This window comes from Crateriforma spongiae, from assembly GCF_012290005.1.
Taxonomy (GTDB): domain Bacteria; phylum Planctomycetota; class Planctomycetia; order Pirellulales; family Pirellulaceae; genus Crateriforma; species Crateriforma spongiae.
The window spans coordinates 309,706-322,876 of sequence record NZ_JAAXMS010000002.1; the positions used below are offsets into that span (position 1 = coordinate 309,706).

Annotated in this window: 8 protein-coding genes; all 8 read right to left on the minus strand. The window is 57.3% G+C overall.

Annotated features, from left to right (window positions below; genetic code table 11):
- Positions 1-8: 8 nt before the first annotated feature.
- The 8 genes from HFP54_RS05340 to HFP54_RS05375 all read right to left on the minus strand — a co-directional run bounded on the left by HFP54_RS05340 (position 9) and on the right by HFP54_RS05375 (position 13,125).
- Positions 9-1,958, minus strand: coding sequence for a hypothetical protein (locus HFP54_RS05340; protein WP_168564348.1), 1,950 nt, complete (start codon positions 1,956-1,958; stop codon positions 9-11).
- A complete protein-coding gene (locus HFP54_RS05345) occupies positions 1,955-4,255 on the minus strand; it encodes an ABC transporter substrate-binding protein (protein WP_235951286.1) in 2,301 nt (766 codons plus the stop codon). The genes HFP54_RS05340 and HFP54_RS05345 overlap by 4 nt, the downstream gene beginning before the upstream one ends.
- A 273-nt stretch (positions 4,256-4,528) precedes the next feature.
- Positions 4,529-7,909 carry a BamB-related PQQ repeat family beta-propellar protein gene (locus HFP54_RS05350; protein WP_168564350.1) on the minus strand — a complete coding sequence of 1,127 codons (3,381 nt, stop codon included), beginning with the start codon at positions 7,907-7,909 and terminating at the stop codon, positions 4,529-4,531.
- Between the two features lie 163 nt (positions 7,910-8,072).
- Positions 8,073-8,909: an ExbD/TolR family protein gene (locus HFP54_RS25915; RefSeq protein ID WP_315853850.1), complete on the minus strand. Its 837-nt coding sequence runs from the start codon at positions 8,907-8,909 to the stop codon at positions 8,073-8,075.
- A 1-nt stretch (position 8,910) separates the two neighbouring features.
- Complete coding sequence (locus tag HFP54_RS05360) at positions 8,911-9,387, minus strand: ExbD/TolR family protein (protein WP_168564351.1); 477 nt, start codon at positions 9,385-9,387, stop codon at positions 8,911-8,913.
- 9 nt (positions 9,388-9,396) lie between these two features.
- On the minus strand, positions 9,397-10,053 hold the full coding sequence (locus tag HFP54_RS05365) for a MotA/TolQ/ExbB proton channel family protein (RefSeq protein WP_196784385.1): 657 nt from the start codon (positions 10,051-10,053) through the stop codon (positions 9,397-9,399).
- A 259-nt stretch (positions 10,054-10,312) separates the two neighbouring features.
- A complete protein-coding gene (locus HFP54_RS05370; RefSeq protein ID WP_146410705.1) occupies positions 10,313-11,257 on the minus strand; it encodes a hypothetical protein in 945 nt (314 codons plus the stop codon).
- Between the two features lie 101 nt (positions 11,258-11,358).
- Entirely contained in the window at positions 11,359-13,125 is a 1,767-nt protein-coding gene (locus HFP54_RS05375) for a prenyltransferase/squalene oxidase repeat-containing protein (protein WP_235951287.1), read from the minus strand.
- Positions 13,126-13,171: the final 46 nt, after the last annotated feature.

Below are 13,171 nucleotides of genomic sequence, written 5' to 3' on the forward strand. Positions count from 1 at the left end.
GCCGCTGATCAGCCGAACGGGTCCTCGTCCTTGGGATCCGGTTCGGATTGCGAAGGAGCACTGTCGGCCTTCTTTCTGGCGTTCAGGACTTCCACTTCGAGTTCGGATAGCAACCGTCCGTTGATGAACTTCACCAGCGTCTCTCGTGTTGTGGCAAACAGGTTGTCGACCTTGCGTCGCTGATTCGGATCGCGACCAATGGCCTTCAAGAACTCATCCTGCTTGTTGCTCAGATCGTCCGCGATGGCTTGATTGGTGGGCTGATCGCGCAGTTGTCCCAGCAGTTCTTCGGCCTTGTCAATTTCCCCACGTTCCAATCGCAAACGGATGCGAGCCGCAAACAATTCGCGAATTGCCACCAAGTCGATGATCGCGTTCTGGACGCCACGCACGTACGCCTCCGCACGCAGTCGCATGTCGTCGCCAATCAGCCCGGCGGTTTCCTGGGTAGCACGGCCAGGCACTAGTGGCAAACGTGCCAGGACGGCGCCACCGTTTTTCACATAGAACAAACGTAAAGGCTGGTCATTGCGTTCGATCACCAAGCGACCATCCCAGTTGGTGCGGCCGACAAAGTTCATGTGGCGCGATTCCAATTCACGCTCGTAAATTTCGTAACCGATCAGCGGAAAATCGGGCTTTTCGCGGGCGTGCAGTCGCAGTTCGGTTTGCTCCCCATCGATCGCCACCTTCAACCCCATGCGGAAGGTGCGATTGTTCATCCGCACCTTCAACGTGTTGGATTTTCCAGCGTGGATATTGCCTTTGACTTTCCTCTGGTCCGCTTCGGTGACCAACACATAGGTCCAATCGGCGGGGCCGACGATCAATGGTTTGCCGTTGTGATCATTCTTGCGAATCATTGGGCGCAACACATCACCAACCCGAATCATCGCTGGACTGTCTTCATCGACGATCAGCCCGCCACCACGCACCAAGCCACCGGAGGTCTTGGTACCGGCATCATCCAAACGCACGACGGGGGCAAACGCCGCCGTGACGGCGCGTCCAATTGCCCCGGGGACTTCCGGCCGTGACCAACAGGAAAACGTTTTGACGCCACCGACGTACCGCATCAACGTGTCCAATTCCACCGCTCGAACCACGGGGCCGGATTCGGCGAGGGACTCATAGGTGACAATAAAGACTTTGTCATACTCCTTCATCACCTGGATGACCTGATCCTCCAGTGGCGGGATCACCAACTTGGCCTCGGGATCATCCAGCTGACCAGCGGCACCACGAGTCAGAAACAATGCTTCGGTGGACTCCTCGGGCCACTGTCGCATCAATTTCAGTGAATCACCATCGATGACATTCAATTTGTCGGCGATCGCCGAAAGAGAAGCCTTTTTACCGTTTTCGATATGACGAGTGATGACATCCCGTCGTGTTGACGTCGTTGTCACCTTGTCGACGAAGCGATTGACGTCATCGATGTAACGGATCTGGCTGGCGTCCGGATGATTTCGCTTGACGGCGATCACCAAGTCGGACGACGCCAGTCGTTGAAAATCCAAACCCTCCAAGTCTCGCATCGCTTCGGTGCCAACGGCGACCGGCGTGTCGCGAATGTCCAATCGCCACAACGCGTCAAAATCACGACGCAGGAACTTTCGCAGCGGCTTTTCAACAGCGTCGGCATCGATAGCGGGATCATCGCTGGCCAACCAGATCAACACCCGGTACGGGTCGTAATCCCAAGGTGTGACCACCGGTGGACTTGTGGAGCTTGAACCGGCATCGGCGGAGCGCGACGTCCGGGAATTTTGGCCCGATGCACAAGGCATCCAGGACAGCACGGTCCAGCACGCCGCCGCGACGATAACGAAACCACGTCGGCCCCAATCGGTCGGTGCCATCATCGCGGACACGCCGTTGACTTGACCGCTAGTGTCGCGATGGAAGTATTCGTTGGTGCCCCGAGCTTTCGGATCCTCATCGATCAACGCTGTCATTGCAGCTGCCATTGGTCGGCGTTTTCGTAAAGTGAAACAATGTCCGTCCCGATCCCGCGGATCTGACGACGATACGCATAGGAATCAATCAATTGCCACAACGGCAGGATCGGCAATTCCTGGCTGACGTAGAAGTGCAACAGTAACAAACGGTCACGAGCCTCGCGCCAATTTCGCGACTCTTCCAACTGCCGCAGACCGAGACCAATGTATTGGTTGCCGCTTTGGGCCAAACCGTCGGGGCCCAACAGTCGTCGAGCGTCGATGATTGGTTCCCAAATCGCCAGTGACGTGTAGACCAAGTCGGCGGTGCCTTCCTCGGGGTAACTGGCACCGGTGGGCAATTCGACCAGTTCGACGTCCAAATCCAACAGTTGCCACTGCGACTTGATCGCTTCACAAGCGGTTCGCGACAGGTTGTCCGACGGATATGCCAAACGCAGCGGCGTCATCTCCGGCATCTCTTTCTCGGCACGCTGTGCGGCCGATTTCATTTCATTTTGGTTCAATGCGACCAACAGCTTGGCAACCGACGGCTCATAACGTCGCGGCTGGATCGTCCGATCATAGGCATAGCCCATCGGATCATCCCGCTCCTTGCCGGCTGGGAACGGGCCGGAAATGACCTGACATCCCGGCGTTTGGAAGCCTTCGAGAAGTTCACCCTTCAGAATGTCTTCGCGATTGATCCCGTACAACAATGCACGCCGGAAGGTCCGTTCCGCGACGAAGGGATGATCGCTGCAGGGAATCAGCATGTGCACCGTCGGCAATGGATATTCCGACACACGAATGTCACGGCTGCTTTTCAGACGAGCGGCATCCGAAGGGAACAGTTGGTCCAACACATCGATCTCGCCCTGCAGCAACTGTGCGACGCCTTCGGCGGCCGACGACACTTTCGTTTCAATGATCTCCCGAGGCTGCGATTCAATCCGCGGCTCGTTAATCAATCGGTAACGCGACTCCACTTCATCGACATCGACCCGTTCATAGTCCCCCGTCGGCGCCCCGATCTCTTGCCCAAACCACGAACCGTCCACCGGCAATTGCAACAGACTGGCGGGCAACACGTGGGGACGTCGCAGAATACAGCGGATTTCCTTGGGCCCGTTCATCCCCATGGTTTTCAGCGCTGCGGCGAACGCCGTGAAATAGGTTTCACTTTCCGGACGTGCCCGATCGGCAATGCGATCAAACACATCAAAACCATTCACCTGGTTCAATGGCGGCGGCAAACTTTCGGGTTCAAAATAGAGATCAAACTCCAATCGGTCGGCACTCTGTTCGGTTTGCCCGAACAGAAACTCGTACTCACCGCCCTCGGGCCCGGCACCACGCATTTCAAACAACGTGCGGTACAACAATCGCCCGGATCGACGCGACGCCCAATTGGACATGTTGGTGGGGTCCAAGTCCCGCGCGGCCTGTAACACGCCGACATTGACCATCGGATAGATCCGATTCAGTTCACGAACCAATTCTTTCGCGCCCGCCAGGGATGGCCGCAAATGAACCGCGTCTCGGGCCAAGCGATGCGCTTCGCGATAATCTTCACGGTCCTTGGCCGCAATCGCTTGATCCATTCGCTGCGTGGCCATCCGCACGAAGGCTTGGTTCCATTTGGCGACGCTTTTTAAATTCTGCCCCCGGTACTCGTCTTCCAGTTGCGACAACATTTTCTGGGCGTCGTCCAACTTTCCATCTTCGACCAGCTGCCCCATCAGTCGATCGTTCAGCCCGTCGATCGCCCCCAATAATCGTTCGACCTTGTAGTCCGGGTTGTAACGCCGCAGCTCCTTCAACATCGCCAAAGATTGCACGAATTCGCTGCGGGACGCACGATCAATTGCGTCTTGCCAAAGAAAATCACTGCGAATCTGAGTCAATTCGGGCAGATTTGGGAAATCGCGAATCAGCACGGAAAGAAACGGATAAGCGCCCTTAAAATCACGTCGGGCAATCCGCTCGGCCGTTTCACGTTTCAAACGCTGTTCCCAGAAATCAATCCGTTCGACGTCCGACCATTTGGCTCCGAAAACACGGTCGTCGATTCCCAACACTTCCACCCGCAGCGTTCCCGTCTGGCCACTGATGGATGTCCGATTGGGCAAATCCAACAATCGGGCTTTCACCCAACCGGCACCCGAATCTTGGGTGAAAAAGATCAGGTCATGGGGTTCTTCCTGCAACAGCTGCAGTCCGGGATCGGGTGGCGATCCCGACTGGGCGTAGTTCAGCAATTCAGCCGCACGGGCAACGCCGGTGGAAACCGTTCCCGCAACAAGGAAACACAAGAAGATGCACCGGAGCCCCCCCGCCGAAATCGCGATCGATCGCCGGACAATGTGTTCCACGTGATCGTCTGCTGTGAATTGCGTTGCCCCCGGTCGACATCGAGCCCCAATTGGATCGGTCGTCGGGAAAGGCGTCGGTTTGGAAGCGGGGTTCCAAACGATGTGTTTTGCGATCATGACTAGCGACCCAATGTACTGGCACGGAGGCAATCGAAAGGCGGACGAATGGGATGCGATCGATGTCCCCAAGATTCGTTTCACCACAAACGGTCTTTAAAACTCCGTGATGTAAACCACCCCTTCTTCACCGGGCACCAGAAAACGATTATCGCCGACGGTCACCGGCTGTGCCGAAATTGGTTGTCCGAGATCTTTTTCCGCGATTCGTTGGCCCGTGTTGCGATCGACCGTCACCATCCATCCGTCGCGTCCGGTGAACAACCATTGGTCGTCACTGACAGCGGTCGGCGGTCCGACCAACCGCCCCGCAGGTAGATCAACGGCAAACTTTTGCTGGCCCGCTTCGTCAAAGACACGAAGCTGTCCATCATCGGTCCGCAACAGCGCGCCCGAGTCGTCTTGGGGCGCCGCGGTGGGCCCCCAAACCACGCGACCATCCAAAAGCGATTCGAATTGCAACTCCAAACCGGTCATGTCATAGCCGACCAGAAAATCGGCGGCCGGCCCGGCCGTCGTCGCGACCATGGTGGTGCCGACGCGGGTCGCTGGCCCCAACAAAGGTTTGTCAATCTGTGTTTGTGACAGCTCACGCATCTGTTGCCCGACACGCAACCGGTAAAGCCGGCCCAGACTGTCGGACAAGACGACCTGATCGGGATCATCCGCCAATGGCACCGGATCGGACCACGAAACCACACCGGTCGGATCGACCGAGGGCTGGAACGGGCTGCCCAACGTGGCCCCGGTTTGCCAACGCATCAAAACCGCGCGACCGGTATCCAGTGGTATCAGCAAACCGCCACCGGCAACGATCGGTTGTCCGGCGGTCTTCGCACGTCCCGGCAAGCGAATCGTCACCTTCCGCAACATGTCGCGTTGACGTGACGGATCGTAAACCAGAATTTCGCTGGGTTCTTGGCTGTTGATCAAAATCCGATTGGGGGTTTCCTGGCCGGCCGAAGCGGCGATGATCGGGTCGACAAACCGCATCGCAACGCCTTCGCCACCTGGATTTTCCAGCGGTGCTTTCGTACTGCCTTCGGCCAACGCGGCGCGGTCCAATTCGAACAGCGCACCCTGGCTGGTGATGGCATGAAACGCCGCCTTGCCGGGCACCCGCTGCAGCATTGCGATCGGCACACCGACATCGGTTTGCCACACCATGTCGCCCGTTTCCGGTGACGCCGCGGTAACACGAATCCCCGACGTCCCCCGCAACACACGGGCATGAATCAAAGCGTCGTCCAATGCAATCGGCTGACCGACGAAAGCATCGCCGTCGTGTTTGACCCAATCACGAACCACCGTCCCGGTATTGATCTGCAATTGGAAACGAGCGATGCGGGTTCCGGTGATCCACATCTGGCTGCGATTGGCGGCCATACGGGTCAATGTCGGTTGCTTGTACGACGGCGAACACTTGGCAATCGACGACACCTTGTCACGATCGGCGGTCGGTTCCACGTCGTACACGTTGACTTCGCCCAGATCCGTCAAAACGATCAAGCGACGTTTCTGGACAATCGGCGGGACGATGACGTTGCCGTTCAACTGAAACACTTGGACGGGCGTCAAATTCTTGCCTTCGTCGTCCAGACGCAGGACATGCACTTTCGTCGCGTCGGTGGCATAGTTTTCGAAAACGAACAGGTGCCCCAGCAACGGAACCGGCGGGACCTGGATGGTGCCTTCGCGATGGCCGATGTAGTAACTTTCGACGCATTTTCCGTCGCGTGTGTTCAGCAAGTAAAGATTGCTGTGGTTGCCCGGCAGGTACGCCATGTCGGCACGATCGTCGACCCCCGGACTCGTTTCCAGGGGTTGTGGGATTTGTGTCGACCACATGGCATCACCGGTTTCCAAGTCCAGCGAATACACCACACCGGATTCTCCGGAAACAAACGTCGCGCCGCGTGTCATCACGGGCTGGCTAAACGGTTCCCCCAAGCTGCTACGCCATTGAACATCGCCGGTTTGACCGTCGCATCGCGACAAATCGTTTCGCACACCGTTGGTCAACAATACACTTTGCCCGGCCCCGATTCGCAGTGGCGGATGGGTATTGGTGCTGCCGACGTATTTGCGCCACAGCAACCGCCCGTCCTCGGCCGAAAACGCCAGCACCGACGCTGCGGCACCGACATAAACAATTTCGTCCCGCAGTGACACGATGGAGTCGCCGACCAGCGTGGTCAAAGCAATCGACCGCATCGAATCCGATTCATCGGCGGTTGGATCCGTCTTGGGCAATCGGCTGGAGGGCCCGACCAACGTCTGTTGAATCTCACTTGCCCTTTGAATCAGTTCTTCCAGACGATCGTTGTCACGCAATTCGGGAAAATCACGCAACAGTGCGAAACGAGTGTCATAGGCATCCTTGGTCTCTTTCGCCTCCAGCGATGCCTTCATACTGGCAACGGCCTGGTCCAGCTGCAGGTTTCGGTTGATTTCACGCTGGACACGTGCCCGAGTCTCTTTGACTGAATTCAGACGACCGGCCAAAGTCACCCGCATTTGCGACGACACATACAGCGGGTTATCCATGAAATCGATGTGTTCATCCAAATCAGATAACAACTGCTGTTTTTCACCGGTCGATTCCGATTCGTCGGCGGCCTGAGCGATATTTTCCGCAATATCCGTCAGCAATGCAGCCAGATCATCGCGGTCATCATTCAGCGCCTGTTCCTCGGCAATGCTCGGCAACACATCCCTGGCGACTTCCAGTCCACGCACCGGATTGGGAACGGCCTTGGCACGGTACAGTTCGCTCAGGGCGACACGTGTCCGAGCCAGCGAAGAGTATTGGTTGTCATCGCCATAGCTGTCCAAGAACTTGGTGTACTGTTCCTGTGCCGGCTGAAAGCTTTGTTGGTTGTAAAGTTTATCGGCTTGCTTGATGAAGTCTTCGGCGCTGTCGCGTCCCAGGACGAAATACAGCGCCGAAAAGATCAGCACCAACATCACGATGATGCCGGCATAGCCGTAAACCTTGAACGAATCCCAAATCGACTTGTCCGGTTTCTTTGTTCGACGCACGGGCCGGGCCGATGTGCCGCCGGCAATGGACGACAAGTCGCCGCCGGCATTTTCGTCATCGGAATCCACCGGTTGGGCCATCGGGACGTCGTCGTCAGCCGATGCCGCCAAAGCGACCGGCACCGCTTCGGCAATCGGTTCTTCTTCCTCGGCTTCGACGGATTCTTCGGAATCGGCAAACGTCAGTTCGTCGACCTGCGCTTCCGACTCCGGTGCATCCTCTTGTTCATCTTGATATTCGCCGCTGCGAAGTTCGCCAATCAACTTGGTGGCTTGAAAGCGAGTCAGTTGCCCGTTGTCGACCAGCAATTTGGCTACCGCTTCGGGTGTGACGCGACTGCCACTTTGCTGAAGCTGTTCGCGGAGGGCTTCGATGATCTCTTGATCGAGCAACGCGAGTCGCTCCAATCGATCGATCAGTTCTTTGGCAAGCATGATAAGACGTTGGTCAGGGTGAAAAGTGGATTCGATGGTTGCCGTCGACGCGGCAAGGTTCCGTCGATGCGTCACAGTCTGGTCGGGTTTAAATCGGGGGTGGTGCAATCATTTTCCACCATGTTTTCCGGAAACCGCCGCCGACGAAGCTGAACGTCGTGGGTTAATCAAACCCGTCGACTTGTGCGACTTTGATTTCCGTGTATCCGGCGATCGTCCCGGCATCCATCCCGTCGACCAAGGCCTGCAGTTTCGCCTCTTCGTGAACCCGAATGTTCAATTTCATTCCGTCACGTCGTCCCGCAATCGCTTCTTTCAGTGTATTGGTCAGGTTTTGTTTTCCTGGGGTCTCGCGTTCCCAATCCGGTGCCAATACCAAGAACGAACCGTGTTGGTCGATTTCCAACTCGACGACATCCAGTTCGTCCAGGATTTCCTCTTCGTTAGCCGTGCTGGGCAGATCGCTGGTCTGCCGTGGCATTTCAATCGATTTTTGCAAGCTGAATGATGCGGTGACCATGAAGAAGATCAACAACAGGAATGTGACGTCCACCATGGGCGTCATGTCCAATTCCTCTTGTTCTTTCGGTTCACGCTTCAGGCTGTCGGCCAATTCGTCGGCCACATCATCATCATCCCATCCTTCGGGGACCGGCGTGCCGGCAACGCTCTGTTCGTCATCTGCACCGGCAACAGGAATCGCCTGGGCCACTGCCAGGGGCACTGCGACCGCGGCGTCCAAAGCTTCCGCAGCGGGTTCATTGGCCCAGCGTTCTTGGCCTCCCTGATCCACGGCGGCAATAACATCGACCGGAACTTCTTCGCTCGGCTCGGCCACTGGCAGGTCCGCCGCTTCCACCACGGGTTCGGCTGGCGAATCGACTTCATCGGGCACGTGAATCAACTGATCACACTCGGGACAGCGGATGTCCTTTCCCGCCATGCGTTGATTCACCGAATGGGTGCTGCCGCAGTTTTCGCAGGTCAACGGGATCGACACGTCACTGCTCCTTCACCGCGATGTAGGTGACGTCCAGATCCTCAAACGCGTCGCCGATGATTCGTTGAACGCGTGTGACATGCATCACACTCAGATCGGCATCGCCCATCAACATCACATGTGTCTTTTGACGTCCGACGGTCCGATTCAATTCGGTATCCACATATTCAACGATTTCGGCCGCCTGAACTTCTTCGTCCATGCTGAACGGGGTGCCGTCCAAACGCGTCACAATCGCCTTGTCTTCCGGTCCAGGTTCCAAGAACAAAACCGCCGAATCATCCGCCGACACGGCCAACCCGTTGTCAGCACTGGGGATGGTGCCGGTCTGTGTCGGATCCATTTTGGACGCAACGACAAAAAAGATCAGCAACAAGAACGTGATGTCGATCATCGGCGTGATATCCATCTCGTCCTCGGCACGTTTGTGTCGAGGCAGATGAATCGAATCGTCTTGATCGGAAAGGTGCTGTGTCATCGCAAAGGATCAGGCGGCACGACCGGTTTCTTTGGACAGTCCTGTTTTGAACGCTTCGAAGAATCGCGTCACTCCGGAACTGACCAAGTCTTCCATTTTGGCGATTCGGATGTTCACGTTGGCCACCAGGATCATCAACGGAATGGCAATCGCCAAACCACTAGCGGTCGTCACCAACGCGACACGAATATCGCCGGCCAGCGCCGATGGTTCGACGGTTTCGGCCGTTGCCAACGTTTGGAATGCGCCCATCATCCCGAACACGGTCCCGAACAAACCGATCATCGGGGCCGCCTTGATCACCGTGCCGACCCAACTGAGCCGATACTCCAGGTCGCTGAGCACGTCACGCTGGAACCGGTCGGTCATGATTTGACGGGCGCGACGCAGACCGAAATGCCGATTGGCCACGGCCAATTCGACCATTTGAGGAATCGCACGAGCGTCGTCTTCACAGTGGTCCAGCACCGCGTCGAACTGGCCCGATTCCAACAACGGCACGACTTCGTCCAGATACGCATCCTGTTCGTCTTCGCTGACGAAACGCTTCTGGTTGACACGAGTCCACACCAGAACGATGCAATAGATGCCCCACAGCGCGACCGCCGCCAGAGCCAAGTAGGTGGAGTTCGAAATGATATCGAAAAGTGAGGTAGCGAGGACCATCAAGGATCCCATCCTTCCACTGCGGGGGATTTACTGACAAGCGGTTCAATCTGTACGACAAGTGGTGCCGACGGGCGCCGGACGTCCCATCACCAGGCGGCAACGCAGGGTTCCAACACTTTCACCCGAACACCCCGCCGGTGCAACGCGGCATGGGCGGATTTCATGGACACTTCGGACGCCGTGGGCCGGATAACCCGCCGCTTTGGCGGCCAACGCAGCGGCCGTGGCGTCTTCGTCCCGGACAAGGTGCCGCAAATCAAGGTTTCGGCGACCGATAACGTTGGTCGATCACTTCAAACGTGAATCCGTCACCGCCGGGTTTGCATTCGAAGACCGTCTTGGCGATTTCCTGAACCGTCTCGCGTCCCTTCGAAAACGCATGAGTCATCTCGATCGTATACAACAAGTCTTCTAATTCGGGCGGGATGAACCGCAACTGGGTGCGCCCACCGTCCAGGCTGACGCCGGCCTGCATCAACAGTTGTTGGTCAAAACGTTGCAGCGGACTGGGGCGAGTCCACATGAAATACAGTCGTTTTTCAGTGGACGTGTCGACCAGTCGCCGTGATTTGGGTTTTCCCGCCAGGTTGAATGCATAGTCCACGCCCTGGGTTCCACCGCCCATCACGGCCAATTCGATGCCGAAAAAGTCCAGCTGCTTGGCGTAGGACTTGATGTCTTTGGCGGTGAAATTTAACTGCCAGCGTTCGCCCCGCGGCACGACATAGGGGCCTTCGCCGGGCGGCCCAGGGGGCCGACTGTCACCCATCCCGGTGCCCACATTCGTGGCGGTCGCCTGGGTGTCGTTGGATGTCAGGGTGGCGGCCACGCTGCTGACGCTATCGGTGACCGCTTCGATGGTGTCTTCCAGGGTCGGTTCCAGTAATTCTTCGACTTCTTCTTCGCCCGGGGGTTCGAAGTCGCGTTCAAAGCCTTCGGCGTTTTCGCCGCGACCACTGGCTTCTTCGATCTGCGGCTTCAGGACCATCGGCCGCGGGTCACCGGACAACAGCCAGATGATGAACATCAGGACGACAAACGTCCCGATGAACCAGATCAACGCCATGAAGAACGACGTCACGACATCGAAACGGCTGGTCCGCAACTTTTCACGCTCCGCACGGCGGGCTTCGCGCAACAGTTGGACATCGCCGTCGGCGACCGGCGGAGGTTCAATTTCGGCGGAAGTTGCCGGGGGCATGGGTGGTTTCAGCTCTCAGATGCGGTGGTGACGCAAACGTTACTTGCGCGGCTGATGATCCAGCCGACTTGATTGAATGTGACGAATACAGAATCTGGCATTCAGCGAAGGTCCGATTCCAAGAACACGTAATTCGGTTCCATCGTGTGATACCACCGACGCCAGTCGCGCTGGGCCTGGACCACTTGTTCACGATCCGGCTCGTCTGGCATGCCAACGCCGTCAAACTTTCGGCTGATGAAACGTAAACCATCGCGTGCGAAACGCTGGACCATCGCATCGTTGTCGCTCAAGGCAAAAATCAATGATGGGACGACGCGTAGTTCATCGCTGCTGCCCAGCAATCGTGCAGCGACACGGCGGGCCTGCCACGACCGACTGCCACGAACCAGTCGTTCCAGCCGATCCAACTGGGCTTTGCGAACGTCGGGGTCGTCGGACAATTCCAAATCTTCGGGCAACGACTGACCGTCCAGTTCGTCGGCACCGTCGTCTTCCAAGATGTCCAACAAATCAGTCACCGCGGCGGCAATCGGACGCCCTTTGATCTTGGTCCCTTCGACCCGAATATCGGTGGTGTCACTGGGCAAACCACGCGATCCGGCCAGCGACCCGCGATTCAAATCGACAATCGATTTCTGGGTACTACGGATCAAGAACAGGACGGCAAATGCCGTGGACACGCCGGGATTGGTTCCGGCCCCATCGATGATCCCAAATCCGCCAGTCTTCGGATCCTGATACTCCTTCAGCTCCTCCACGCCGTCGTTGTACCAGGCGGGACTTTTGGCTTTCGTCCCGTTGGCAAACTCCAGAAAGCTCTCGTATCGCTCCAGCGTGTACAGCTGGTAGTAGTACCAATCGAAACCACTGACTCGCTGGACACGCTCGTATGGATTTTCGGCCCGATAGCGTTCGGCATAGCTGATCGGTGTCATGACGATGTCACGGGGCACGCGAACCTTTTTCCGGCGTTCGGATTCTTCGCGATAAATCTTGAGCGCCTTGGGCAAACCTTCGATATCGCTGACGTCGTCACCCCCGGTATCGCCAAAGGTCTGCAGCGCGTCGGCAGCAATCAGCAACGCGCTACCGGCAGCCAGTGTCGTCGACATCGAAACCGGGCGCTGGTTGATCCGCTGGCCACCGGCCGTATCGACGCCGTGATAGGGCCATCCGCCCTGCACGTCTTGGACACGCCCCAGCCAACGAATCGTGTCGGCCAACTGGTTTTGATCGACGTCGAAGCCGTTCCGTAACAATGTCCACAATGCCAAGACCGCATACTGCGTTTGGGACGTGTCGCCGTTCTTTTCGCCCGGATACGTGTAGCCGCCGTTGGACAGACGAAACTGTTGCATCAATCGATACAACTCATTCAATTCCGACTTGTAGCCATCCGGATCCAGGTCGGCCAACAACAAGATCGACACTGCCACGGTGTAGCAAAGCTTGTTGCTGTGCGAAGCTTCCGTCGTATCGGTCCGCCGCATGCGATCCAGCAGCCAGCGGACCCTTTCTACCCCTCGGGTCACCGCCGGAGCGTTGGGATCGCCGACCACCTTGTGATGGGCATAGGCCACCATCGCTCGCTGCCCCACACCTTGCCCGAAACCGGTTGTCACCTGGGCAAAGGACCGTTCGTTCAAGGATTCAAGGTACTGAACCCCGCGGTCAACCATCTGCATGACCTGAGGGTCATAGGGCGAATAAGCCGACGCGGAGGGCAGCGTCCCGAACAGCCCGGTCGCCACCCACAACAGGAATCCCCAAGCGGCGGTCGCCCCCCAGGCGGTCGGCGACCGACCGATTCGTTGCACCGATAGACGGAGCCGACACGACGCCGTTGACAGAAATCTGGCTAGCATCAAACCGAGGACTGAAGAAAAAAGACGAAAAGACCGATCCATCCAA